General features: G+C 41.5%; 24 protein-coding genes and 3 pseudogenes. 13 read left to right on the top strand and 14 right to left on the bottom strand.

Annotation, left to right across the window (positions count from 1 at the left end; translation table 11 throughout):
* From traN to BN35_RS11215, 4 genes are all read left to right on the top strand, one after another.
* Nucleotides 1–584 (top strand): conjugative transposon protein TraN (gene traN, locus BN35_RS11230; RefSeq protein WP_044071511.1); only part of this gene is annotated, 584 nt, incomplete at its 5' end.
* Nucleotides 578–1,171: a conjugal transfer protein TraO gene (locus tag BN35_RS11225; RefSeq protein ID WP_028901393.1), complete on the top strand. Its 594-nt coding sequence runs from the start codon at nt 578–580 to the stop codon at nt 1,169–1,171. The genes traN and BN35_RS11225, both read left to right, overlap by 7 nt.
* 12 nt (nt 1,172–1,183) lie before the next feature.
* Entirely contained in the window at nt 1,184–1,669 is a 486-nt protein-coding gene (locus tag BN35_RS11220; protein ID WP_025073183.1) for a DUF3872 domain-containing protein, read from the top strand.
* The gene (locus BN35_RS11215; protein WP_025073182.1) at nt 1,656–2,162 is read left to right on the top strand and encodes a glycoside hydrolase family protein; all 507 of its coding nucleotides are present in this window, start codon (nt 1,656–1,658) and stop codon (nt 2,160–2,162) included. The genes BN35_RS11220 and BN35_RS11215 overlap by 14 nt, the downstream gene beginning before the upstream one ends.
* A 189-nt stretch (nt 2,163–2,351) precedes the next feature.
* On the opposite strand, the gene BN35_RS11210 is transcribed toward BN35_RS11215, so the two are convergent.
* The 9 genes from BN35_RS11210 to BN35_RS11170 all read right to left on the bottom strand — a co-directional run bounded on the left by BN35_RS11210 (nt 2,352) and on the right by BN35_RS11170 (nt 10,175).
* Complete coding sequence (locus BN35_RS11210; RefSeq protein ID WP_025073181.1) at nt 2,352–4,772, bottom strand: AAA family ATPase; 2,421 nt, start codon at nt 4,770–4,772, stop codon at nt 2,352–2,354.
* Nucleotides 4,773–4,945: 173 nt separating this feature from the next.
* Entirely contained in the window at nt 4,946–5,161 is a 216-nt protein-coding gene (locus BN35_RS11205) for a hypothetical protein (protein WP_004338075.1), read from the bottom strand.
* An 11-nt stretch (nt 5,162–5,172) separates the two neighbouring features.
* The gene (locus BN35_RS11200; protein WP_025073180.1) at nt 5,173–5,427 is read right to left on the bottom strand and encodes a hypothetical protein; all 255 of its coding nucleotides are present in this window, start codon (nt 5,425–5,427) and stop codon (nt 5,173–5,175) included.
* Nucleotides 5,428–5,454: 27 nt separating this feature from the next.
* Nucleotides 5,455–6,729 (bottom strand): PcfJ domain-containing protein, encoded by a 1,275-nt coding sequence (locus tag BN35_RS11195; protein WP_044071510.1) that lies wholly within the window; start codon nt 6,727–6,729, stop codon nt 5,455–5,457.
* Nucleotides 6,730–6,733: 4 nt separating this feature from the next.
* Nucleotides 6,734–7,153, bottom strand: a complete 420-nt coding sequence (locus BN35_RS11190) for a PcfK-like family protein (protein WP_025073062.1) — start codon at nt 7,151–7,153, stop codon at nt 6,734–6,736.
* 22 nt (nt 7,154–7,175) lie between these two features.
* Nucleotides 7,176–7,607 carry a hypothetical protein gene (locus BN35_RS11185; protein ID WP_004338071.1) on the bottom strand — a complete coding sequence of 144 codons (432 nt, stop codon included), beginning with the start codon at nt 7,605–7,607 and terminating at the stop codon, nt 7,176–7,178.
* 353 nt (nt 7,608–7,960) lie between these two features.
* Complete coding sequence (locus BN35_RS11180; RefSeq protein ID WP_025073061.1) at nt 7,961–8,308, bottom strand: hypothetical protein; 348 nt, start codon at nt 8,306–8,308, stop codon at nt 7,961–7,963.
* Between the two features lie 140 nt (nt 8,309–8,448).
* Nucleotides 8,449–8,913 carry a DUF1896 domain-containing protein gene (locus BN35_RS11175; protein ID WP_025073060.1) on the bottom strand — a complete coding sequence of 155 codons (465 nt, stop codon included), beginning with the start codon at nt 8,911–8,913 and terminating at the stop codon, nt 8,449–8,451.
* A gap of 38 nt (nt 8,914–8,951) precedes the next feature.
* The gene (locus BN35_RS11170) at nt 8,952–10,175 is read right to left on the bottom strand and encodes a site-specific integrase (protein WP_025073059.1); all 1,224 of its coding nucleotides are present in this window, start codon (nt 10,173–10,175) and stop codon (nt 8,952–8,954) included.
* Between the two features lie 552 nt (nt 10,176–10,727).
* Between BN35_RS11170 and BN35_RS11165 the strand changes: the two genes are divergently transcribed.
* The 7 genes and pseudogenes from BN35_RS11165 to BN35_RS11135 all read left to right on the top strand — a co-directional run.
* Nucleotides 10,728–12,176 carry a tyrosine-type recombinase/integrase gene (locus BN35_RS11165; protein WP_028901398.1) on the top strand — a complete coding sequence of 483 codons (1,449 nt, stop codon included), beginning with the start codon at nt 10,728–10,730 and terminating at the stop codon, nt 12,174–12,176.
* Between the two features lie 80 nt (nt 12,177–12,256).
* On the top strand, nt 12,257–13,816 hold the full coding sequence (locus tag BN35_RS11160) for an RNA-binding domain-containing protein (protein ID WP_028901399.1): 1,560 nt from the start codon (nt 12,257–12,259) through the stop codon (nt 13,814–13,816).
* Between the two features lie 288 nt (nt 13,817–14,104).
* Nucleotides 14,105–14,776, top strand: a complete 672-nt coding sequence (locus BN35_RS11155; protein ID WP_025073058.1) for a hypothetical protein — start codon at nt 14,105–14,107, stop codon at nt 14,774–14,776.
* A 305-nt stretch (nt 14,777–15,081) separates the two neighbouring features.
* Nucleotides 15,082–15,393 (top strand): helix-turn-helix transcriptional regulator, encoded by a 312-nt coding sequence (locus BN35_RS11150; RefSeq protein WP_145992956.1) that lies wholly within the window; start codon nt 15,082–15,084, stop codon nt 15,391–15,393.
* 7 nt (nt 15,394–15,400) lie between these two features.
* Nucleotides 15,401–16,099 carry a DUF6291 domain-containing protein gene (locus tag BN35_RS11145; protein ID WP_025073055.1) on the top strand — a complete coding sequence of 233 codons (699 nt, stop codon included), beginning with the start codon at nt 15,401–15,403 and terminating at the stop codon, nt 16,097–16,099.
* Nucleotides 16,093–16,683 (top strand): P-loop NTPase family protein, encoded by a 591-nt coding sequence (locus tag BN35_RS11140; protein WP_081411498.1) that lies wholly within the window; start codon nt 16,093–16,095, stop codon nt 16,681–16,683. The genes BN35_RS11145 and BN35_RS11140 overlap by 7 nt, the downstream gene beginning before the upstream one ends.
* Nucleotides 16,684–17,078: 395 nt before the next feature.
* Nucleotides 17,079–17,331, top strand: a pseudogene (locus BN35_RS11135) (recombinase family protein); the annotation flags it as partial.
* 127 nt (nt 17,332–17,458) lie between these two features.
* On the opposite strand, the pseudogene BN35_RS11130 reads toward BN35_RS11135, so the two are convergent.
* The 4 genes and pseudogenes from BN35_RS11130 to BN35_RS11115 form a co-directional block, all read right to left on the bottom strand.
* Nucleotides 17,459–17,845: pseudogene (locus BN35_RS11130) on the bottom strand (transposase); the annotation flags it as partial.
* 22 nt (nt 17,846–17,867) lie between these two features.
* The gene (locus BN35_RS11125; protein ID WP_028901402.1) at nt 17,868–18,860 is read right to left on the bottom strand and encodes a toprim domain-containing protein; all 993 of its coding nucleotides are present in this window, start codon (nt 18,858–18,860) and stop codon (nt 17,868–17,870) included.
* 225 nt (nt 18,861–19,085) lie between these two features.
* A complete protein-coding gene (locus BN35_RS11120) occupies nt 19,086–20,522 on the bottom strand; it encodes a virulence-associated E family protein (RefSeq protein WP_044071508.1) in 1,437 nt (478 codons plus the stop codon).
* Nucleotides 20,523–20,993: 471 nt separating this feature from the next.
* Nucleotides 20,994–22,403: pseudogene (locus tag BN35_RS11115) on the bottom strand (DUF4099 domain-containing protein).
* A gap of 344 nt (nt 22,404–22,747) precedes the next feature.
* Between BN35_RS11115 and BN35_RS11110 the strand changes: the two are divergent.
* Both BN35_RS11110 and BN35_RS11105 read left to right on the top strand, forming a co-directional pair.
* Nucleotides 22,748–25,309 carry a hypothetical protein gene (locus BN35_RS11110; protein WP_044071506.1) on the top strand — a complete coding sequence of 854 codons (2,562 nt, stop codon included), beginning with the start codon at nt 22,748–22,750 and terminating at the stop codon, nt 25,307–25,309.
* Between the two features lie 13 nt (nt 25,310–25,322).
* Nucleotides 25,323–26,177 (top strand): GLPGLI family protein, encoded by an 855-nt coding sequence (locus BN35_RS11105; RefSeq protein WP_025073222.1) that lies wholly within the window; start codon nt 25,323–25,325, stop codon nt 26,175–26,177.
* Between the two features lie 139 nt (nt 26,178–26,316).
* On the opposite strand, the gene BN35_RS11100 is transcribed toward BN35_RS11105, so the two are convergent.
* Nucleotides 26,317–26,629, bottom strand: a 313-nt coding sequence (locus tag BN35_RS11100) for a transposase (protein ID WP_145992958.1), incomplete at its 5' end; no start/stop codon positions are given.

Raw genomic sequence — 26,629 nt, 5'->3', positions numbered from 1 at the left:
ACGTGAAGTATGCCGATGAGCCGGAGAAGTTAAGCATCGAGATGAAGGACTTCCTGTCACCAACGGACGGACGACTGCCAAGCAACCGTGCCGACATCTATTTCAAGGAACTCGGCAACGAGTCGCCCGTACTCGTCAAACTGATGATGCAAACTATCTATCAGAATGACAGACGCTGCATCAAGCACATCGGCTCGCAGCAGTTCGGTATGAAGTTCCTGCTCCGTGGCTTGTATGCCCATAACGGCTTGCTGTATTTCCACACTCGTATGGAAAACGGCACGAATATGCCGTACTCGGTGGATTTTATCACATTCAAGATGGTGGATAAGAAGATGGCAAAGCGCACTACCATACAAGAACAGGTGTTGCAGCCCTTGCGTGCCTATCATCAGGTAATGCAAGTAAAGGGCAAGGATAGCGAGCATTCCGTGTTCGTATTGGAGCAGTTTGCCCTCTCGGAGGAAAAACAACTGGAGGTAACGATCTACGAGCGAAACGGCGGACGCACACTGACCTTTTATGTCGGGCAGGAAGATTTGCAGCTGGCAAAGAAGATTGACAACCTCAAACTCAAATGGTAGGCTTTATGAAGAAGAAACTTATTTTATCGGTTTGTGCAGCGGTGGCAATGGCTTTCAGTCTGCCATCGCAGGCACAGCGACTGATACCCAAGCAAAGGGGCATAGAGGTCGTAGGGGGTGTTCCGCTTATCAAGGGTGAAAAGTTCTTTGGCAAGGATAACTTCGGTCTTGACATATCGCTTACCCGTTACTTGAAACGAGAGAACTACTCCTTTGTAGGAGTTGAGTATGAACAGCAGATTATGCCGTATCGGGACTATGGCGTAAAACTCAAAGATGCGCTCCTGCACTTGGGCTATATGCACCCGATACTCTCCGACAATGGTAAGAACGTGCTTCTCTATGTTGGCATATCCGCATTGGGCGGTTACGAGGAAATCAACGAGGATCAGAAGCTACTGCCCGATGGGGCTACGCTGCTCGACCGTTCACGCTTCGTCTATGGCGGTGCCGTGTATGGCTCGGTGGAAGTATTCCTCACGGACAGGCTTCTGTTTCTTGTCAAGGCACAAGGGCGGTCGCTCTTCGGTTCTGACGTGCATCGTTTCCGTCCTGCGCTATCAACAGGATTTAGGTTTAATATTTAATAGAAAAGAAACATGAAAAAGAAGATATTAAGTTCGATATGGGTAATGGGCGTACTTGCCTTTGCCGTGTTTTGTCTATCTGCTTGTGATAGGGAGCTGGATGTTCAGCTGTCTTATCCGTTCACGTTCGAAGTGATGCCCGTTCAGAAGGACATTGTCAAGGGACAGACGGCAGAGATACGCTGCACCCTCAAACGAGGGGGCGATTTTGCTGACACACGCTACACCATCCGATACTTCCAGACCGACGGCAAGGGAACGGTGAAGATGGACGATGGCACGGTGTTTAAGCCCAACGACCGCTATCCGCTCACAAAGGACGTTTTCCGTCTGTACTACACCTCGCTGTCATCTGACCGTCAGACGATTGACGTGTACGTGGAGGACAGTTTCGGTAAGATGCAGCAACTGACTTTCAGTTTCAACAACGAAAAGGCGGAGGAAAGGGGAAAGACCACCGCAATAGTAACCAGAGCCTTGAACGATGCGAACAACTAAACGCTTTGCTTTATTCTGTATAATGTGCTTGCTCTGTCAGCCGATCCTTGCCCAGCGCAGGGTACGGTTGGCAGACTTGCCTCCTTTTGAGCGTGCCGTGGTGGTCGTGAAATACTTCGAGGGGCTACACAGAAAAGGTTGCTATCCGTATGTCGGATATGGGCATCAGTTGCAACCGGGCGAGCATTTCTCTTCCAATATGACGGAACGGCAGGCAGACTCGCTGCTCCGTGCCGACCTTTGGAAATGCTTTGAACACTTCAAAGGCTATGGCAAGGATGCGCTGCTACTAACCTTGCTTGCCTACAATGTGGGCGTGGGGCGATTGCTTGGTTATGGCAAGCACCCCAAAAGCCGATTGCTGAAAAAGATAGAGGCTGGAGATAGGAACTTTTATCGGGAGTATGTCTCCTTTTGCAGGTATAAGGGGAAGGTGCTGTATGGATTAGTGAAACGGAGACAGGTAGAGTTTGCCTTGTTTTATGTAATTTGACAACTATTATAAAGTCTTTTACCAATGTAGTAGTATTATAAAAACTGATAGGTTTTTGGGAGCTTGCAAGAGAGGTATGATACAGGCACACACCTCTTCTTCTAAGTGGGTAATCGAATATCCAATAGATACATCGTTACCTTTGTATTTCATTTTTTTTCTTTAGTAGAGTTTTTTGCCATACCTATTTTATAATCCTACCATAGTTTCTAATCCAGATGAAATCCAATTATCTTCCTCTGTCTTCCAACCTAATATTTTTGTTACACACTTTTCATTCAGATAAGCCTCTATATGGGGTTTATTTACATACAATAGGAATCGCAGTACACTCTTGGCTGTTTGTTGTTTTTCCTCCTTAGTGAATAGAGATTCAAAATTGTTTAAAGTATATGTATGCTCCTCTTCATGACTCTCACCATTCAATGCAAGTCGGCACATAAAATTCTCATAATATACTCGTTTATCCTCTGGTATATTATTAAGTATTCCATCCATCCGTAGCATGGACTCAAAGGATTTATTATAACAGAAACTTGAAAAAGCCTCTAACATTCTTCGAATAAAATTACCAATGCTCATTTCCTGAATTTCATCTAAATCTTCTGGGTGCATGTTATTTGCATACTCAAAAACATGCGTTATTAACTTTTTATATTCGTTTCTCCCTTTTTGATCTTCTATACATTTATTTTTTAACTCAAGAAACGCCATCTTTCCTCGTTCATCATTCAGATCTCTTCTAATTTTAACTAAGTCAAATACAGATTGCAAATCGTGAGACATAACAAGTAGCCTACTATTTGCATTGCCTTTTGTTATGTTACAAAATTGATATCTCAATAATGACATTACGCCCAACCTGTTTCCATAGTCAAAACTTGATATAGGATCGTCTATTACTATTAAGTATTCCGATGCATATTTATCTTCATCTTTCTTTCCACTAAAGAGCATGGCAAAGAAATAACAAAGTCCCAATACATTTCGTTCGCCTACGCTAATTTTCTTGGGTTTTACCTTTTTCCCATTAGCCATGAGTTTATAACAACCCTCTCCTGCGACAAGTTGTATTTTTCGATTACTATAAAATACATACTGCAGTTCTTTGTTAATATATTCTAATGCTATGTCAGTCCGTTCTCTCTTCATTTTCAGCTCCTTGACATCTGCATCTATTTTATCCTTTTCCTCTTTCAGTTCCTGAGATTTCTTTAGAATCTGATTTTTGTTAGTTAAGGCTTTTTGGTATTGGTTTAATGTTAATGAGAACCGTTTCTTTGCCATAAGGTTATTTTCATGCCGAACTTTTACTAATAACTTATTCCGCTTGTTAACAGTGCCGTTAAATATTTCTACACATTTCCTTATTTGCTCTATCGCTGTTTCCCAAATAACACGAGCTTTAATATAATCATTGATTATCTCCTCCGTAAATGGTTTCTCTAATGGTTTATAAATATCTCGTCTCCGTTGTTCTATAATCTTCCAAATGATAGATAGCATTTTGTTTAATTCTTCCTTGGCTGTGATAGCATTATGGAGTTCTTTTGTATTCAAGTCGCCAGGGAATTTCGGAAAATCCATTTCTATTGCTGCAAAAAGGCTTTGTTCCGAAATTATCCTTGAAGTAAACTCTTTTGCTTCTTCCATTAGAATATGTGACAATACTTCTGATATAGAAGCTCTATCCTCTGTTGTAATTTCTCTTAAACAGAGTGGACAAAAACTCCAACCTTCTTCTAATATATGTTGGGTATGATTTAGTTCAAAATGTTGTTGTTCTTGGCTAATTTTTTTTAAAAGCTCCATCAAGCGATGCTCTCTTTCCGTCAATTCTGGTGAGTCTAAGGGTTTCTTGAGTAACACTGTTAGGTCATCCAAATTGTTAGGCAGCTTTAGTTCTCCTACATCCCAAATGATTGGTTGGGAATTCTCTGATTGCAAATATAAGTTTTTATCAGCCATTACTTGCTCTCGCAGTTCTGAATATGACTCTTTTGGTTCATCTATTTTTATCAATTTATCTATCAAATCTTCTGTAACACGACTTTTAACAGAATTACCTTTCAATTCACGGTCTATATCAGCCCATCCTCCTTCCTCACGCAGCCCATTCCGTATCTGTTCCCAATAATATAATGGTGATACGTTATCTTCTTTATTTTCATATTTCCTTAGTAGTTCTTCTTGTTGGTTAAGTTCTTCAACCTTTTTACTAAGTTTTTCATTATTCGCATTGATTTGTTCATCTAACTCAACTTGCTCTCCTAACATAATGATAGCATTGAGACCATCATCTTTAACCTTTATGTTATTCTGTAAAAAATCTTCGTCAAATACGAAAACATTAGGTTTATATTCATCTGTTATAGAAACATCACTACTCACGGTATAGTTTGTCTCCTTACCTTGTGCTATATTCTCTTCACGTTTAATTCGTTCTTCTTCAGTTTCACACAACTGTTTCAGACAGCGAGCTATTGTACTTTTACCGCTACCATTTCGACCATAGAGGATGCTTAATGAATCTTCATTGAAGAGCCGCAACTCGGTTTCTTCATCAAAATATCCTCCTTTTATATTTATTTTCTTAAAATTCTCAAACATAAAGTGATTTTTTGCAAATATACTTTTTTTTATTTAATTTCAATATAATAAATTGTATTTTGCGACTTTCTTTTGCTTCTTTACTTTGGTCGCCTGCTCGTTCAAAGACAAAGAAAAGAAGCCACACAATTTTTCGGTTTGCGTGGCTCTTGTTCTTATTCAAGATGCTATTTCTACACTTTCGTTATTCTATCTATTCTTTTATTGGGGTGCCTGTCAAATGCCCAGTTTATCTCATCATCGGGCAAAATGCTGTGAATACTTCCACCCATTACCAATCCGCAATTTTGCAGGACTTTCTGCCGTGCTTCCTCCTTGCTCTTTGCTACAACATCGAATACACCGTCAAAAACATATTCCGTATAGACTAAAAATCTTTGTTTCTTCATAAATTCTAATCTTAAAATTCAACCTTTAATAATCTGTATTCCTTTGGCTCTCCATTGGATAATTTGCGGTGTTTGAGCCAAAAATGATGTGCACCATAACCGTATGCAAAGAACTTGTCAAGTTCCGTTTCTTCGGCTATTTTGCCTATTGCCGTCCTTAACTCTTCCTCGTTGCCGGTTAGGGTTATCGCATTGATAACCCGAACAAGAATGGGAGGTATCTTATCCGACCAATTAAAAATGACGTTCTCTATCTCTGTTTTCATATCTCTGATAATTTAATGATTTATACTTTATGCCGTTGCCTTCATTCGTTGGCTGATTAGCCTGCGGTTGGCATTGACAAGGTTTACTATCTGTTCGTGGTACTCGGTATTCTTGTTGCACACTCCACGACTTTGCACCACCTCAAATGATTTCAGTGATACCTCTATTGTTTCTATCCGCTTGCCCTCAATGGTAGCCGATAGGATTAGTGAGTCCTCTTTAAGATAATATTCGTTGGAAAATACGCAATGGTGCATGGTCGCTCCCTCTTCCAAATGCTCACGCACGCTCTCCAATACGTGGACTTGGATTGTGCCGTCGGTGAAATGGATACCGAAGAATTTGGATTTGAGCTCCTTGAAACGTTTTTCGTCTTCCATTGCCTTCTGCTGTTTTTGGGCTATCTCTTCCCTTTCCCTTTGTCTATTGAGTTCCTCCTGTCTGCGGTCGTGTTCGGCTTTGAGGTTGGTGGGACAAAGAAACTTCGGGCTGTGTATGTCCTTGTTCAATCTGCGGAGCATATCCACATAGTCGCACCAAAGGGAAATAACCGTTATATCGTAGCCGTTACGGACTGCAATCTTATAGGACTGCCAATACTCGTCAAACGCTCTTCTTTTGCCAAGGAAATAGCGTAGGTGGTCTGTACGTCCCGACTTCATCAATGTTTCGGCACGGCCGTCAGAAAGCAATGCAGGAATGAGTGTTGTCGGGGGTATTTCGTGAAAATCATCCTTGAAACCATTTCTGCGGAGTGTGTCTGATACCTTGAACTTCGGATATATCTGCGAATAGGCTGCATATCGGTAGGCTTCGTTGTCGTTGCGGATTGCCATAGGTGCGCAATAGGAGAATGTATCAACGTATCTACCCAATACTCTCTGAACGGCAACAATCGTCTTTCGTCCTTGCGCGTTCCACCAATACTGACCGATTTCAAGCACATAGTGTCCTGCCTTGCAACCTTTCTCCATTTCAGCCACGAGGAGGAACATCCGCAACACTTGGTATTCTCCGCAAGCGGTAAGTGTCGTGAAATAGTGCTTCTGCTGCAATTTCCTTTGGAATGTTTCCTTGACCTGCAACTTTGCCCTGCAATGAGGGCAAGTGCAAGTTTCTCTATGTTTGTTCATTACCCAACTATGCCCACAATCCATACAAGTGGTGCGACCTTTTGGCAAGCGGTAGGCGAAGTGGTCAATACACTCACGGAATGCCCACTTGCTTTGTGTCGTGGTTATCGGGCGAAGATGCTTGCTTTGTTCCAAAACTGCCTTTTCAAATTTGTTTCTCGGTTTCATAGGCTTAAAAATCAAATAATGATGGTTGTACTTGGGTTGTCGCGTTCTCAGTCTTTTTCACTCGTGCGTTACGGCTCTGTAACTTGGCAAGTTCCTCACGCTGATATTGCTTAATGGCTTCCTGCCTTGCTTCGGCTTTTTCTTCCTCCGTTAGTTCCACAACGTGATTAACGGCAACTTGGCAAGAAACAGCCTTGCCGACCTCTATATCGTCCTCATCATAGTAGTGAACAGCCATAGAGAAAATTTCATCATCATCAAAGCCGTTACAACCGCTTTTCTGCACTTCATTAAGAATGTAGGTGATGCACTCCTCGATATTCTTGTTAGGTTTCATCAAGTTGGGGGCAAACAAGGGGTCTGTCATAGCACGCTGATTGAGATACTCGGCTATTGTCCGTGTGAAATGTTCTGTTCCTTTCATTGTCGTATATGTTTTGATGTTGTTAATACTTGGGAATTTCCACTATCTGATTGATACGTCCATATAGGTAGGCTCTTAGGCTTGTTCTGTCGGGTGCGTAATACTCTGTCCATTGTCCGTACTGATTGACAAGATATTTCTTCAGTACATCAAAGAAGTCAAAGCGATAGCCTTGCAGGGGAACGGCTGTGCGGAAATAGGTATTAGAGTTCACCGCTTCACATAGCCAATTCTTTTCTTCACGGCTCATACACTCGCCACGATTGAGTTTCATACGTAGGAGATATACTTTGCTGTTACAAAGGTTCTCCAAAGGGGGAACGTCCCATTGTACAAACTTAATTGCCAACACTTGCTCACTTTTTTCAGCCACAGGGTTAATGCGGTAATGAGAGGAGGAGCTATATCCTTTGCTGTTCATCGAAGATGTTGTATTTACCTTTTGCTTATCCATAGCGACATTTTTTTTTTGCGTCCAAAGATCGGAGTATGCTGATTCCTTTTTGTAGCAAAATCAAGGTAGCGGGGCGGGCTTGCACAAGGTTTTGTCGGAAAATACTACCCGTAGGTGTGGAGATTTTCCAGACAAACCAAGCGGCACAGACCTTTTGAAAGCCACAAGCCCCGTACTACCTTTGCGGATAAAAAGGGAACAGCATCCGCTTCTCCTTGTCATCGCATATCGTGGAGCATTGAAAAAGAAGCAAAAGTGCAACGCTCGTAGTGGAATATAGAAAAGGTGGCTATCTCAAAATGCGAGATAACCACCTGATGAAATAAAACGAAGGTTTTACAGAGCCGTGCTTCTCAAAGCACGCAGAACAGGATGACACAGACAATCGCCAGCCAGAAGAGAATGCTCAGCAGCGTAAATGCCACTTTCAGAATTACCCTGACTATAAAGCGTAGTATCAGAAAACCTGCAATAACTGACACGACAGTTACGACCTGTGGTGTTACTATCTTTGAGATAAGCCAAATGGCACCGATAACGATGGAAAGCAGGAAGCCTAGTTCGATGAAGCGTGTCCAACTGAAGCGGCGGACTTGCTTGGGAGAAGTCGGCTGCTGCTTGTTCTTAACGGTTTTGTTCGATGCGTCTGCCTTGATGAAGGCAGGTGTGTGAACGTCTTGATTCATGATGATTGTATTCATATCGGAGCTTTTTATAGTTTCAAGAGCAGTTACAAGATGCGCAGACTACACAAAGACAAGTGTTTGAAAAAACTCTTGGCGTGTGGAGTGGAGCGTTTATCTTGGCTCTTGACACTACAAAAGCTCCAGATGGTGCTACATCAAGTCATGTTCTCACCGCCTACGGTTGGCAGACCATTGACCTCAATGAGCAGAACGATTGTTCCTGTCAATTCGGTGTAGAGTTTCTCATACTCAGGACTTGCACCGAAGTCATCTGACAGCTCATACTTGTCGAAAACGCTTTGCACAGCCTTATTCTTCAGAAGCATTGGTGTTAGTCTTTCGGGGAGTGGAGAGGGCAGTTCTTTCTCGAACTCATTCTCCAAGACAGACACAAGTGTATCATACTTTGAAAAATGCAGTCCTTGATGCAACACTTCGTTTGCCATACTCTCCGCTTCGGGATGCGAGAAGCCTTGTGCCACTGCATCGCAGTAGGTGGAAAGTGCTTCATCGGCTCTTGCCGTTATGAATGGTTTGTCGCCCAGCAGTTCTGGGAAATGCTCACTGAGATAGTTCTCCAACTTCAGACGGAAGTAAGATAGTTCTTTCTTGGTTTCCATAAATCTTTTATTTTAGGGTTATACGTTTTATTATATTATCAGATGCCCATCGCCTTATTAAACTTGCCGAGTTTGTCAGCGAGCTGTTCCATGTCATGCTCCACTTTTTTGTTGGTTATGCGGGCATAAATTTGTGTAGTTTTAATGTTGGTATGCCCCAACATCTTCGATACACTTTCCATAGGAACACCCTTGCTGAGCGACATGGTTGCAAACGTATGTCGGGCAAGATGGAAGGTCAGATTCTTCTTGATGCCACAAATGTCGGCAATTTCTTTCAAATATGAATTGATGCGCTGATTGCTCATCATTGGAAATACCTTTCCACCTTTTCTGTTAATGTCATAGTACTTTCTTATGATGGCAAGGGGAATATCCAGCAGCATGACATTTTCATCTACGCTTGTCTTATACCTCTTGGTGATAAGCCACTGTCTGTCTTCGACAGTAACAATCTTATCGTAGGTAAGATTATATACGTCAATGTAGGCTAATCCTGTGAAGCAGGAAAAAATAAAAATATTCTTTACTAACTCCAGTCTTTCTATGTCAAAGTGTTTCTTCATAATACGGAGAACCTCTTCTTCTGTGAGATAACCACGATCTACCAACTCGTAGTGTAGTTTGTGGTTTGCAAACGGATCATGCATAATAAGTCCTCTGTTCCTCGCATAGTTCACGACCGTCTTCAAGTTTCTCAATTTCTTGGTGGTAGTATTATGTGCCCCGCCTACAACTGAGGTCAGATACAATTCAAAGTCTTGGACAACAGCACTTGTTAGTTCTGACAACCCAATGTCCCTGCGGTGATATTTTGCCTGTAGGAAGCTTTGAAAGTTCTGCCTCACCACCTTGTACTTATAAAACGTTCCCTTTGTCAGCGTCTTGCCAACTTGTTGCGTGATGGAGTCAATATATTTATCAAAGACAGGGAGAAAAGTTGTAAATTCCTTATCTGTTCCAAGAAACACTGACCTGATAAGATCTAAGGACAAGCTTTCAGAGGTTTCATATTTCCTATAGATCTGCATCAAAGTTGTTGTCAGTGCATCTATTGATGCATTGACGGAGAGAGCTTCTGCCGTTCTACCGATCATTCTGCTGGTTTTGTTGCTCCATTTAGATTTATCCACGAAAATTTTAGTGGATCCAAGATTAGCCATTTCGCCTCCGAGATACATTCGGAGCATTACAGGCGATTTTCCTTCTTTGTTCTCGTAGTTGGAACGTAGGTAGTAGGACACCTTGAAAGTTGTTTTCATAACGCATCATTTTTTAGTGTAGCTTTCTTGGCTACAAAGTTCAACATAAATTGTTGAAAACGAGATATTTGTATGCCGTCAATTAGGTAGTCATTTTCCATTCACTGCTACATTTTTTTGAGAGCCTGCTTTTGTGTAGCAGTTTCTGTAGCAGAAAATGACCGAATGATGACTATCAAAAGGTATGGTTTGGCAGTCAAACGGATATGGATAAAAAACAAAAAATCGCTGTAAAACCTTGATTTTACAGCGATTATCCTTGTTTTGAAGGCTAAAATGACGTGTTGTTTGACATCCTTTTGAAACCTATTTGTGGACCAGCCTGGGCTTGAACCAGGGACCTCCAGATTATGAGTCTGTTGGAATATGGTTTTATAAGATTTTATAAAATTTTTGTTTTCAATATATTTGCTTGGTATTCAATGGTTTACTATATTTGCATCAAAAATATGAAATCTTGCGAAATGGCATAAAATAAGCGTTGGTGTTCGCACGGTGTTCGCACGGTGTTCGCAAAATGTTCGCAAGATTACATGAAATAGCTGAGGAAAAATGAAGACTTCAAAAACATCAATCAACTGTAATCGGGTGGGTAACTGTTCTCTTACTCTTGTGTTGGATAAGCGTACTAATAAAGAGACGATGGAATATCCAATGGCTATCTGCTTCACCATAGAACGAAAGCGTTACTATCATAAGCTGACCGATATGCCATTTCAAACGGAAAAATACTTCAATAGTGTTTGTAGTGTAACAAGTTCTCGTAGTAACCTGATGGATGTTTATAAAGGTTGGCAGGAAATCTTAGAGGAGTTTAGAGACAAGATCGTGAAACTTAGTAAGTCGCATGAACTGACTATTGGGCTGATTAAGACAATGCTTTCTGGAGTGGAATATCAAGACGAGCATTCTTTGTCGTTTGTTGGCATGTGGGAAGGGCTTATTGCAAGGTATCGGGATGATAATAGAGTGGGCTGTGCCGAAAATTACCAGTGGGCTCTTAACTCTTTTCTGAAGATAGTTGGTCGGACAGAAGGCTTCAAGGTGGACAAGGATGTTATAGCCAAGTGGAATGATGGAATGAAGAACGGCATAATGATTGATGGTATGCTGGTTGGAAAAATAGCTGATGCAACACGAGGAATGTATTTAAGAACTTGTCGTGTTGTTTGGAATGAATGTATTAAACGAGGCTTTCTTCCGGCTGACAAATACCCATTCTCAAATAAAGACAATGAACTCATTTCCATTCCAAGAGGGAAAAGAAGACAACAATCCTACTTGTCAATCGCTGAAATGACAGAACTCTATCATGTCTTTGAGGAGAAACGATACCCAGAAATGTGGGACAAAGAATATACGATACGTGTACACGTTTCCTTAGGATTGTTTCTTGCGCAATATTTGTGCAATGGCTTCAATCTTGCCGACGCAGGTAGACTAACTTATAATCGAACCTATTTTGCTGAGGGCGGTAGGGCTTTTGAATTTATGAGAAAGAAAACATCGGCAAGAAGTAATAGTATGTCGGTGGTAGTAGTGCCTATTATTCAGCCTTTGCAATTCATCTTGGACGAAATAGCAGCCAAGCCTAAAAAAGATGCCTATGTGTTTCCACAGATATTTCAAGGTGAAGAAGATGAGTTGAAACGAAGAAAGCTCACAGTACAAGAGAATTCAAATATTAAAGATCGGGTAATCAGAGTTTGCAAGGAAGTGTTGAAGTGGGACAAAGAGCCTTCGGGTACATGGGCGAGGCATTCTTTTGCCACGAATCTCAAGTTGGCGGGAGTGGAAGAGTTGTACATATCGGAGAGCATGGGACATTCTATGGGTAATAATATTACGGCCGGGTATCAGGATATGTATCCATTGGAGACCAGATTCGATAATAACTCAAAGTTGCTGAATCTTGTACCGAGTCCTCAGGCTGTTGATATTGATAGTATGACGCCAGAGCAAGCAAAAGAGATGCTGAAGGCAATATTAGGACAGAAATAGTACAGCTAATGCGAATATTCTTCAAGAACAAATGAAATTCTTTCTTTTTTACTAAATTTGTAGCATCAATATTAAAGGTTATGACAGAACAAGACGTGATTGCATTGCGTGATCTGGCTGAGGTTGGAAGTGCCCAGTTTAAGGAGCGAATCAATGACAAATACGATATAGGCTGCGAACTTGTTGCTTTTAGCAATAGCCATGGTGGTCGATTGGTCATTGGTATCAATGATAAGACGGGCAATATCAATGCTTTGTCTTACAAGGAACTTCAGGAGACAACAAATATGTTGACCAGTATGGCTTCAGAGAATGTTCTCCCTGGCATACTTATTGATATAGAGAATGTCCCGGTAAAAGGCGGTGCTGTTGTCGTGGCTACAATCCCTGAAGGAAAGAATAAGCCCTACCATGATAACAAAGGGGTTATTTGGGTAAAGAATGGTACCGATAAGCGAAAGATCTTTGATAATGCTGAAATTGCAGAGATGATGACTGGTTGTGGAGCATTCTTTCCCGATGTGGCAGCTGTCAATGATATAACCGTTGATGACCTTGACGAGAGGACGCTGAAGATTTATCTTCAGAACCGTTTTACAAAAGTGTTAGGTCTGAAAGGGTTTGTTGGTGATAAATACAAGAAGGCCTCGCTCGATGAGATAGCTAATGCCATAGCCAAAAATCATGATATTAGTCAGTTGCTGCGTAATCTACATTTTATACTGCCTACCGGTAGGCTTACGGTGGCTGCAGTTCTTCTGTTTGCCTCATATACTCAACGATGGTTGCCAGTGATAACAGCAAAATGTATCTGTTACGTTGGCAATTCTGTTGGTGGAACACAGTTTCGTGACAAGGTAGATGATGCTGATATGGAAGGAAACTTGCTCCATCAGTTTGATACCATCATGGCATTCTATACACGTAATCTCCGCACAGTACAAACTAATGATGAGTTTAATTCTAAAGGTGAACTGGAAATTCCTTATGTTAGTCTTGTAGAATTTACCGTTAATGCTCTGGTACACCGTTCACTTAACTGGAGAGCTCCTATCCGTATCTTTATCTTTGATGACAGATTGGAAATCCATAGTCCCGGAACACTTCCTGATGGGCTGACTGTAGATGACATCAAAGCAGGTACCTCTATGCCTCGAAACGTGTTCCTTTTTAATAATGCGAATTACTTACTACCCTACACAGGTGTCGGTAGTGGTATTCAGCGTTCTTTGGAAATGGGACTTGATGTGCAGTTTGAGAATAATGAGAAATCACGGGAGTTCTTGGTCACAATTTATCGTCATACTAATCTGGAAAGTAGCCAAGAAACAGATAAAAGTAACCAAGATAAGGCGAAAAGTAACCAAGAAGCCGCTCATTCAGTTCAAAGGAGTTATGGAAAACTAACCAAGAAACAAATTGATTTACTCAACTTCTGCAGCGTACCTCGAACAGCTCAGGAAATAATGGATAGGCTGCGAATTACCAATCAAACTAGGAATAGAAAGAAGCATATTAATCCCCTCTTGGAGATGGGGATGCTGGAAATGACCATTCCAGAACACCCGAACGATAAGAATCAGAAGTATCGTAAGATAAGGTCTGGCGACAATCCCACTTTGCCCATTGCTGAATATTGATAAATTCAGCAAGTTTTTAGCATAAATTCAGCAATTCCTGTTGGCAAGTGGTTGATAATCAGTGACTATACATTCTTCAGCAAGATGTTGGCTTTGTGCGTTTTTCGGCATGATACTAAAGCTCGTATAGTTCATGCAAAAAAGTAACCAAGCTGTTGAAGAAGTGATCGAGGATGGACGGATAGTAACTAAGATGCAATTAAAAGTAACCAAGTAACTCTCAAAAAGTAACCAAGTAAGTAATCAAGATAATAAGGGAAGTAACCAAGAAATAAAGCAATAAAAGTTATGAAGATAAGCGACAAAGCCTTTAAGGTGTTTGTATATTCAGGGTTTGGTGTGGCCTGCCCTATTCTGGTGGTGACGCTTGGCATGCTGCTCGCCGGATATCATATATCTACAAAGGCTAAGTTCTGGTTGTGGTTGGTAGCTTTGGTTTCCTTAATCATAATGGTTATGGCTTTGATTCGGATTTTATGTGATTTCTTACCAGTAGATAGACTGGCGAATAAAATAAGAACTCATCATCACGCTTCGGAAGTTCAAGCTGCCTTAGACAAGAAAGAAATAGAAGATCACAAGATTTCAACCAGTGAAAAGATTCAGGAAGAGAATCCCTTGAAATCATACTTTGTTCGGCAATTTGTCAATAAGGATTATGTTAATCAGCCTGTTTTTGAAACCTATCAGGAGTTGTTTAAGGAAAAGAACGGAGGAAAAAATGTTGTCCTGGCTTTCTATTGCGGTGCAGATACAAATATGAACTGGTTAATATCCATCCCGACCCATGCCGAAGCTGTTAGGTTATTCGGGGAAGAGACAGTTGGCAGCAAGAATAATTATAGTGTGCAGAAAGGTAATTTCACTCCTGGAAATCTTGATGATAAGAAACTCTCAGAAATAAGGGCCATGAAGCTATTGATGAAAAAGATATTGGCAGACTTGCAAGAGCAAGCGTAAGACTACAGAAGATAAGAAAAATAACCTCCAACAGTTTGTTCTGCTGGAGGTTTTTTGATTGAATCAGGGAGAACTGCTTGGGACGATATGGTACATCTTGCAGAACATGATGGAATGTCTAAGAACCTTATTGTGAATAGTTGATTTATAGCCTTTTATCTTAGCCTTTGTGTCATTGGATAGCATAATTTTGCATTGTGCTTTAAGGGACGGAACCTTCCACCGTAATCTGAAATGCAATGCCAACAAATGCTATGGAAGGTAGCAGTGAGGTTGGTCATGTCAAACTATTCAATGATAGAACAATGGAAAATCACAATTCGATTATTGGTACCCAGCTCATCGTGATGACAAAATCAGATTTAGACGAGTTAATTCATAAGGCTGCGTACAAAACGGAAGACTCCTCTTCTGATAGCAACGGTGCAGAAAAACCTGCTATACCCAATGAGGAACGCTTTATTACACGCGAGGAAGCCTCCCGACTTCTTCATGTGGATTTGAGTACTTTGTGGCGGTGGAACAAGACAAAGGTGTTATGCGCAAGAAAAGTAGGCCCCCGCAGAGTGATGTACAACTATGCAGAGGTTCTGTGTCTATTGAACGATTCCAAATAATACAGCTATGGAAAAGGAAATCAAGGGTTTTATGCTGTTTACAGACCAAAAGGAGGCCATCTGCTGTTTGGACGATGCAGAGGCTGGAATCCTCTTCAAGGCTCTTTATGGCTATGCTGCCAATGGGGTAAGACCAACGTTTGAGGACAAGGCTTTGATGTCTCTCTTTTGCATGCTTCGTATCCAGATTGATCGTAGCCAAAGCTCATACGAGAAGAGATGTCGGGCGAATAGGGCCAATGCCCTGAAACGTCAAGCATCTCGACGGGTTACAAGTAAGGTAGAGAACCAAACACAACTATCGTCGGCCATCGTTAGCGATGGCAATCCGTCGCAGGATAAGAATAAGACTAAGAGTAAGGATATGAATAACATTGATGAAGAAGCTGTAACTTCTGTCATCAATGTTGGTGATATGATGGACTCGTTTGAGATGATATGGAAGATGTATGGTAAGCCTGTGGGAAACATTTTGGCCTTGAGGGAAAAGTGGATGCAGCTAACTGATGAAGACAGGACGAAAATCATGCAGTATGTCCCGCAGTATGTAGCTTCCCGCCCAGAAGTGCAATACCGCAAGAACTTTGAGAACTTTCTCTCCCAAAGAATATGGGAAACCGAGCCTATCCGAAATGCTAACATAAAAGTGGGTATTATGCTGCAAGACAATGCCCCCAATAAATACCAAAACGATGAATCATGGTAACAATGAATATAGATACTTTTAATGCGACAGTGGAAAGGTTACGCAATACGGGATTCAGCCCGGATGCCTCAAACGTGTATTTCCATATCCCAGAGGCAAAGCAGGCATTGGCTATTGGATTAAAACGTTTTGTTGCAAATCCACAATGGCTGCCGGAATACGATTTGATAGCAGATTGGCTGTCAGATAATCATGGCAGAGGATTGCTTTGTATTGGCCATGTAGGACGTGGAAAAACGGTAATCTGTGCTAAAATTCTTCCAGTGATCCTCAATTACTACTGCCATCTGATAGTTAATGTGGCAGATGCCACCGAATTCAACGTAAAACATGAGGAGTTGAAACAACGCCATATCCTTTGCATTGATGATGTAGGCGTGGAAAATGAGGCTATCAGGTATGGTGAGCGGAAAGTGCCATTTGCAGAATTGGTTGACTTGGCAGAGAAGAAAGGGAAGTTATTGCTGACTACTACCAATCTCACTACGGCGGAACTGTCGGCAAAGTATGGTGCAAGGACGCTCGACCGTTTAAAAGCTATTACACATGTCGTGCACTTTGAGGGTGAAAGCCTACGTCGGTAAGTTACTAGAACGAGAATTCACAAGTCCGAGAGATAGTGAAATACCGATTTAGTGAAATAAAGATTAGTAAATCATTATTTTGTCAAATCACGATTTTTACATACTGAGGAGCATGTTACTCTTACAGAATTTGATTAGCAAGTTGTACTTTTGTGCGGACAAATCGCTTCTGGGAAACGCCCTATCCTGCAAAAGTGACTTGCCAGCAGTTCCTGCTGGAGGATAATACTCGCAACTCGTATTATCAAAATCCATGGAAAAACGAACAGCACAATATCACCAAAAGGTAGACAAGATAAATAAAACAGAGCAAACTCAGATTTGGAGCATATTTGGTGTTATTAGAAAATACGATATATTCTTAAATTTCAAAGTATTTTTAATTCTATCTGAATATGATTTACGGTTACATTAGAGTAAGTAGTGACAAGCAAACTGTTGAAAACCAACGATTTGAAATCAATAATTTTTGCGAGAAACAGCACCTTCAAGTCAATGATTGGATTGAGGAGACTATCAGTGGCACAAAGAACTATACTAAGAGGCAACTCGGCAACCTCCTCAAAAAGGTTGGTAAGGATGACGTTATCATCTGTAGCGAGCTCTCTCGTCTGGGGCGCAACCTTTTTTATGATTATGGAGATATTACCTCAGTTCGGGTTAAGTCCGTCCCGATTTTGACAAGTTAGGAGCCTTGTTCCTTGTTAGAGTCATGTGCATGCTCATACATCCCACTCTATCATGAATGGGATATGATTTAGACAAAAAATGTTGCTTAAAACAACGCCAACTGTTTAGTGTCTTCTATGCAATATCCCTGGAGAGCTTCTGGCTTGTTTTCAAAGAAGCTGTATGCCCCCAAGGCAGATACAAGATTCATGATAAAGTTTGTCATAGACCTATGGCGTGAATGTACAATTTGGGCAGTGTGTTTCAGAAGATCATTGATGGTTTTTATGATATATCTTTTGCGCAGCATCATTCTATCATAGAAAGGCATGAGTTTGTTTTTCATATTTACTCTGAGCCCCGTCACCAACTGAATACCATCTTCAAAAAGAAAGTCAAAAAGTTTTTGTGATATGTATCCTTTGTCAGCGAACAGTTTGCCATCCAGACGTTTGGCAAGAACCTTGAAAACCTTTGGGTCTTTGTCATTCATCATTGTTTTCTTTTTCATTTCTCTATCTGATTTTATGTTTGCCTTGTTTTGATTCCTTGTTTTGATTTTGGACTGTAACCGACATGTGTGCCTGTATCTTCCCTTTATGCTTCTGTCGCTCACGGACACGGCTGACATGAAACTCGTTGAGGTCTTTGAAATCCTTGTAGTGTATGCTCATGTTCTCAACATGAAAGCCTGTCCCTGCAAACTCCTGTACGGCTCTCCGCCCTGCATCGTCATTATCAAGGAAGGTACGAATGGAAGATATTCCCTGTGCATTCATATAACGAATTGCTTTGGCGGTATTGCTCACGGAGTTTAGCACAAGGCAGGCACTTGTTACTTTTTCTTTCATTGAAAGGAAGGAGAGGAAGTCCATAAATCCCTCGAACACGAAAATTGGCTGTATTTGTTTTGTTATCTTATACATAAATATGGGAGTGATGTCTTTCGGAGCTATCGTTCCCTTGAACGATCCGTTATCCCGAAGCTCATACCCTCCCGACAGGTTGGCAAAGCCGATGGCTTGATAGCGCCTGCCCCTTACCTCATAGCTGATACATTTGAGGAAAGGCGTAGCCTTTTCCAAGTTGATGCAACGCACCTTTGTAAGGTATTCCTGAAAATGTGGTGGCAGAGTGTCTGATATTTCTATCAGTCTCCTTGCTCCATTTACAGCCATCACAGGCTTGGAATTATTTGGCACGAAGTCATTAAGAGAACTATATGTGCCATTATCGGAAACGTTCTGCCCCAAACGACGGATGGCTTCCGATAGCGTGCATCCCTCCATACGCATACAGAGGTCGATGATGCTTCCGCCCCGTCCTTCGCCATAATCTATCCAAAGGTTCTTCTCTGTGTCCACCTTGAAGCTCGGATGCGTTTCCTCCCTGAGCGGTGAACAATACAGGGCATAGGCAGCAGTCCTACGTACAGGCTTGATGCCTTTCCTTTCAAGATACTCTACGATGGGGTATCGCTTGATACGTGATAAATCTTCTTCTTTCATTGTGATATGTTTTAATTGAATTGATTAAATAATTTTTGTTTGAATGACAATAGTTCGTCTGAATTATATTTGAATGAATTTCCCTTTTCCTAAGTCTTTCCCCTCCAAACTTTTTCATCTTTCTTCTTACTACAAACTACTCTACTCTAAGTTGTTGTTAATCAGTTATATATTATGATTTTGAAGAAACTACACATCCAACTACATTTGCCTATTACACATAGTTTACGACATCTGACTGCTGCAACTATTCAGCAAAGGACACGGCAGAATCTTTCTTACCTTATACACATAGATGGGGCTGCCACCGTCACGCCTTCGGCTTACTTTCTCAAAGCCTGCCTTTCTAAGGGCTTTGCCCATGTGCTTTAAGGACAAGGGATGATGCGTATAGTAGCCTAAGTAGGTGATTATCTCGGTGGTGGTCATATAGGTACAATAGGGATTATCCTCCGTTGGCTTCTCAAAGCAGCGTAGTAGTAGTTCCATTTCTGCAGTCTGCACTTGGAAATCCTCGCTCTCCCTGTATAGTTCGGCAATCTCTTCATCATCAAACCAATAGCGAAAACCTGACTTTAACAGGGCTTTGGCTTCCGCATAAGCATTGTCCATCGAGATAGCTTTTGCTCTCTCAATATCTATGGAAAGCACTTCAAATGGCAGGAAGCGTCTGCTTCCTGTGGGGTCTGTAAGAAAGTCGTTGCCGTTTACCGATGCCACGAAACTTGCCAAGTGAGGATGTTCCTCCACATACTTGTCGTAGGGCATACGGTATTTGACCATCGGGCAGGTAATGAGGTTTTTAAGCTCGTTCTCGTCACGCTTGTTGAGAGCTTTAAGCTGGTCGTCAATATTTACGATGAGGTTTTGCCCGATATAGGTAAGCGTGTCCTTCTCCTGCGGATATATCTTGCCCGTGTAGCTGTAACCATACAGAGCAGGAGGACAAAGCAAGTCAAGGAACGTTGTCTTGAACTTGCCCTGCTCGCCTGTTAGTACAAGACAGGTATGGTTACGGCACTCACGGTTGTCCATGGCATTGGCAACCACTGCTACGAGCCATTTGGTAAGGTACGGCAGCCACTTGTCAGAGCTACGCACAACTACGCAACTTGCCAGTTCGGGAATGGCTTTCAGTGAAAAGGAAAAAGTATCACAATGGTTATTGTGTTCATTATTACCATTACTATTACTGCCATAATTACAACTATCGCTATTGCCACTGTTATTACCAATGCTATTATCAATATCCACCAAGGGTAATCCCTTGAAATACTCCTGTATGGGATTGACACGTGGAGAGAAGCTGCTCTCTATAATGGAATAGAGGTTGTCGGAAGATGTGATAATCCCCACATCGTTGTCAAGTTCCCTGCGGAGCGTGTTGATTTCATAGCGACCCACTTTTAAGAAGTGAGCATCGCTCTTGCCCCTGTATTCAGTTCTTCCCAACACCGTGTTGTACCTAAACTCATAATAAGAGGAGAGATAGGTTTCTATCTCACCATTTTTGGAGGAAGTCTTCCTTTGCTTGGGCGTATTATTTTCGTCCACTGACTTGCCTTTATCTGCGTTCCTTTTCATTATATGCTTGGTTTGGTTTCCGAGAGTGAAGTTAGGAAGAGAACAGGAAAGTTCCAAGCATTCAGGGGGTGCCTGCATGATGTTGCGTTCATTCGCAATAAAGTTCGCACGGTTTTTGAGGAGACAGGAAAAGAAATGACTGATTTAAGCCCAAATTAAGTCAAAACAGGGGATAAAATAGCAAGGAAAGACAGAGGTAGAAGTGTACCCTTTGCACACGTTTGCAGTATTCTGCACCGATATTGCAAACAATAGAATCAGCACAGAAATAGGGTAGCGTTTGTCTACACCAAGAGTGCTACAAGGTGTCACTTAAACAAAGAATGATTGAATAGGACATGCACCGCCCTATCTTTGCGCCAAACGGACGGTGAAAGAAGAAAACAGGGTAAGAATGCGCAAACGGCTGCCGATAAAATGCGTTAGTTTTTCCTTCAACTTCCCGATATTTCCCTGCTGTTCCCTGCTGCTTTGAAGTATGACAAACTCATCATACTTTTGCAGGCATAAACGTACGATGAAACGCAGAATAGACAAAGGTATTAATGGTTATATCTTACGTCCACGGAACTTCCTCTGTTTGTTTTCGTCCTGTTTCTGCTTTTGGGCGGCAGTGGGCTGTGTTTGCTCAGTCTTCAATGACTCTTTCACGTTCTTCGTGGCTTCGTTGGTCTTGCCGTGGTTATTGACCGTTACCTATGTCTTGTGTTCTTCGGCTACGGCAACCACCTTTTCCTTGCCAGCATCCTGCTTCTTGTCAGGATTCCACTTGTAAAAACGTGGGCGGTTCTGCTCCTTGTCCATACGGACGTAGGCATTGAAGGACTTGCCCTCCTTATCGACCATGTTCTTCAAATAGAGTGTGCGACCGGTATCCAATGCTTCACGCTGTTTTTCTGATAACTCCAAGCCGCAAAGCTTATGTGGGACACTTTGCTGCTGTGTCTGTTTGTGTTCCTGTCGTTCTCTTAAACTCTTGTTGTCGCCAAAGATGAACTCAATGCCTTTCTTCTCGGCATTGACCTGCAGGGTTGCATTGAATGTCTTACCACTCTTGGCAGTCATGCCTTCCACCTTCACGGCTTTGCCTTCCACAAGCTCTTTGTACTGTGCATCGGAGAGTATCACGCCCTTGATCTCCTTGGGAATGTTCACACGGTCGGCACGCAGGGCGACAATTTCGTTGGTCTGTGGATCGATGGAGACATAGGCAGAAAAAGGATTGCCGTTCTTGGGCGTTACCTCGATTGTCTTGCCAAGGTTGCCCGTAGTGAGTAGTTGTTCTTTCTCTTCGGGCGAGAACTTGTAGCCCATATAGGGAAAGTCAAGCTGTGGCTCTTTTCTCAAAGGATGAATTGCCAAGCCGACATTGCCATTATCATCCGTGCGGAAAGCAAGGCGTGCTTCGGTGTAGATGGTTGTATCACCAATAGGTACGGCAATAGTAACAAGGTTACTCTTCTGCCAAGAAAGCATCTTTTCTAACTCTCCACTTTGTTTCAGTCGTTCACGGGTAAGACCGAGGTTGTCGAGTTGCTTCCAATCAATCTTTGATTCATCAATGACTGTGGCGTTCTTCTTTTTCGGCAGATAATCGTCAAAGGATACTCCAATCTCTGTCAGTTGCTGTTTGCTTTCGGGTTTCTCACGGCTTTGCAACATGGTGCGAAGATTGTCCACACCTTGTTCTACATTGTTTGCCAAAACTTTGTACAGTCCGAAACGAGATGGGTCGTTGAACTGACGGAGAAAATTGCTCATGAAGTTTTTTAGAAGTCCGTCCTTGTTGTTAAACTTCAAGAACGCTGCCTGATTCGCAGCGATTGCCTCGGTGGTTTTAAGGTTTCCCTTGTCGTCGATACCTGAAACTACGGAGAGTTTTCCCGCTTCCTGTTCATTTTTCACTTCCGTGCGGTCTTCCAGGACCAGCACGTAATTGTCATTGCTGTTTGATTCCATAATCATTTATTATTGAAGATGAATAATTTATTGTCAGAGAACAAAAATATAACTGAATATCAGAATATTAAAGGATTGATGAGAGTATGGGAAAAACAAGGAAAAACAAGGAAAAACAAGGAAAATCAAAAAAAATAAGTTTTTTCTTGGTGGTTACAATTATTTCTCGTAATATAGCAACGAGTAACTTTGCCTAGTGTAATATTCAAACCTTCAAATCTTTGAGTATAACAAGTTATCAAGCATATTTACCAAGTGATTTTAACAGCAAAGTTAAGCTGTTGCACAGAAAAAGGTTGATTAATAAAATATATGGAATCATACTTTTATTGCTCATTCCCTGTATGACGTATGCCCAGGCGGCACCGACTAAATTATGGGGAGAAGTGAAAAACACCTCTGGCGAGGCGATGGACTTTGCCAGTATTGTGGTGATGAATCCTAATCTGCCCAACAAGATACTCGCATCAACATATACAGGTGATGATGGCAAATATCAGATTACTGTACGTTGCGACTGTGACAGTCTGATGCTTCGTGTGTCACGGATAGAAATGAAGTCTGTTGTCATGAAGATACCCAACCGTTCGGGAGAATTCAATATTGAGACAGATGCAAAAACAATTGAGTTGCAAGAAGTTACAGTAAAGGCGAAGAAAGTGTATTCACGAGGCGATACCATTAATTATAACGTAGCTTCTTTCCTTTCTTCATCTGACCAGACCATCGCAGATGTCCTGAAGAAAATGCCTGGCATTACCGTTTCAAAGAATGGACAGATTTCTTATCAGGGTAAACCCATCAAGAATTTCTACATAGAGGGGCTTGACCTTATGAAAGGTCATTACGGCATTGCCACAAACAGCATAGACCCAAAGAATGTGGGGTCAGTACAAGTGTTAGAGAGCCATCAAGACATAAAAGCTTTAAAAGGGCTGCAACCAGAGGAGCAAGCTTCTATTAATATACGGCTGAAAGAGGGTGTGAAGGGAGTGCTCAACCTGATTGCAACGCTCGGAGGAGGATATGGCAATGAGACACTATGGAACAATGCTGCCATTGCCACCTATTTCAAGCGCAACAAGCAGTTTCTTGCCACATATAAAGGGAATAATAGTGGCGAGGATTTGTCGCAGGAACTTTATTCTTTCGATGAGGACTATTCACGGACGAGCACGATTTCCTCCATTACAATGCCATCTGTTCCGGGAATAGACAAACGTCTCTATTATTTCAATCGCTCACATAGCATCACTTTCAATAACGCTTATCGTGTTGGGAAGTTTGGCGAGTTGGGAGTCAATGCGGCGTATTTTCACGACAAAGACAAACGGAGCCATTGGTCGAACATCAGCAATATCCTGCCCGATGGTTCTAAGAATGTGGTCGAAGAGGTTATGACGGGAACGGCAAAGCAAGAAAAGGCTTATGGAGACATAAGCTACTTGGACAATAGAGACCAACACTATATGAAGGAGCAGGTTAAGTTCGATTGGGACAGAACTCATGCCAATAGCCGAATAGTGGCAGGGGATAAACCCATTGACCAGTTGGGCATGGTTGATTCGTATCGTCTGCTCAATAAATTTCATCTCACTAATCGTAGTTCAGAATATAAGGGTTATGAATTTCTCTCTCTCATCAACCTTGAAAAGCGTCCTCATTCTCTTGCGGTTTCTCCAAATCTTTTTTCTGAAGTTATTCCAATCACAGTGTTGGACCAACAAGTAGACATTCATCATTTTTCCACAGAAAACAACTTTTGTTTGCTTTCGGCATGGAGAATAGGCGAGGTAAACATACATCCTTCTGCCACTATAGATTACCAACATAACACATTGAGCAGCTCACTGGCAAATTTCAGAAATGATTTGAAGTTCAATTTCATCAATGCTGGATTTGGAGCAAGAGCTACATATAATAGAGAGAAGTTGTATGTCTCTTTCAATATGCCCATACGATACAAGTATTTCCAACTGGAAGATATAGTGAAAGGTCAAACGACAAAGAAATCCGGATTACGTGTAGAACCCAATATTTCCCTTACTTATAATATCAATAGTAATCATCAATTAAATTTGAACTCCAATATTTCATATTCTACTCCGATTATTGAGAATTTGTACACAAACAATATCCTTACCTCCTATCGACAGCTCTCTGCATACGACGTTACAGGATTGTTTGAGGGGCTTAGTCAATCTTCTTCTTTGGGCTATTCATTCAAGAATATCCTTACGATGACTTTTGCGGGAATTGATTTGTTATGGTATCATCAGAAACCCGAAGTGCTTTATGGCTCCTACTATGATGATATTTCCATGCGCACAATCAGCCGGCACACCAAAGAAAAAGCCAACACTTTTACGGCAAAACTCCACGGAAGTCAAGGGTTCGATTGGAAACAATTGAAAGTCGGTGCATCATTATCTTATTCTTATTACGACAATCCGTTGCTGTTACAAGATGTGGTGCTTCGATATACAGGCAGGGCTATAGCTGCAAATATGGACATCACTATTGCTCCATTCAAATGGCTCTCTGTTTCTTATCAAGGTGGGTATTATCAGATGAAGACGCAACAAAATGAAGGACAACGCTTGCCCTGGTTGCGTACAGTAAACAACAGTGCTTCTTTGAATTTCACTCTGCCTGCTGGAATAATGTTCTTAACCTCTCTCAATCATTATTATAACAACTTCAACAGTGGGGACAAGTCATTTCTCTTGCTGAACGCAGAAGCAAATTACACCATCAAACGTTTTAGCTTTGCACTTTCTTGCGATAATTTGCTTAATCTTAAAACATATTCGTATTCGAATAAGTCGGCTCTCACCGAAACTCGCTCTGTTTATAATATCCGTCCTCGCTCCATATTGCTGAAAGTTAGATTTAGAATAATATAAAACCATTTAAGATATGAAAAAGCTCTTTATTATCATTGTTTATATGTTCATGTCATTTACAGTTCATGCACAGATAACAGCTCCGTTTCCGCAAAACCTTCAAAAGAAGAGTGCTATTGACACGGCACGATACAAGGTTACATATAATTTGAAATATAAAAATCATCCCGCCGACAAAAATTATCTCAGCGACGTGCGCAATGTATATATAGGGAAACGTTATGTAAGAGATTTTAGCGACATCATATTCCATTTCGATTCACTCTGCACAGAAGCTTCCAGGCATGGAGCTGTGACACGAAGCAACATTCAAGGAAATCCATGGCCAATAGAATTAATCGTTGAAGGTGGCAAAAAGGCAGACATTAAATATCGTATGCCACTACAAATTGGTGTGTTGAATTTCCAACAGGACCTGCCTCAGTTCAATTGGAAATTCATAGAGGGAACAGACACGATTATCGGCTACCCATGCACGAAGGCGACAGTCTCGTTTGCAGGCAGAAATTATACTGCATGGTACACTCAAGAAATCCCGTTGCCATTTGGACCATATAAATTCGGTGGTCTCCCTGGATTAATTTTAAGAATACAAGATAGTGAAGAACAGTATATTTGGGAGGCTATTGGCTTTGAAAGATCAAACGCCCAGATATTGACATACAAATATGAAGGAGAGAAAAAATGCTCTGTAGAAGAAGCGAGTAAAACAATCGCTCGCATATTCAAATCACCGCTATCTTTCATCTCTGCAAGTATGGGCGGAGGAAAAATCACAATGCTTGATAAAAATGGAAAGGTAAAGAAATCAAATGATGCGGATAGTTATACCATTCCATACAAATCGTTAGAGATTGGAGATGAATAAAAATCAAATCAATATGAGACCTCTGCAAAACCTTACCTCATTCTCTATCATTCTTGTTTTTGAACACTATTGGCTCACCCGCAGTCAATATTTTTGGTTTTTAGGCTATATATGCTCTATTTCATCTCATATTCTCCCCTTATTTGAGAGAATTAGACACAATTATCCCTGGAGTTCGATATAAATTGTAGGCAATAGCCTCCATGATGTGTTGTGCGTGAGTCTTAGCTAGACCTACATATCTGGCTATCCCACCATGAAACCATCTGTGAACAGATCCAAAGGTACGTTCCACTTTATACCGTGTCTTGCTGATGGCTACATTAATACGCTGCTCTCTTTCCGTTAGTTTACGTCCCCTTACTCCTTTGTGCATGATACGACTCTTGAGCTTCATACGTTTAAGTACATCCTTGTTTGCTGTAGAATCATAACCCTTGTCGGCATAAACA

The sequence above is a fragment of the Hoylesella timonensis 4401737 = DSM 22865 = JCM 15640 genome, from assembly GCF_000455445.1.
Taxonomy (GTDB): Bacteria; Bacteroidota; Bacteroidia; order Bacteroidales; family Bacteroidaceae; genus Prevotella; species Prevotella timonensis.
This window is presented reverse-complemented; position numbering and strand designations above follow the sequence as displayed.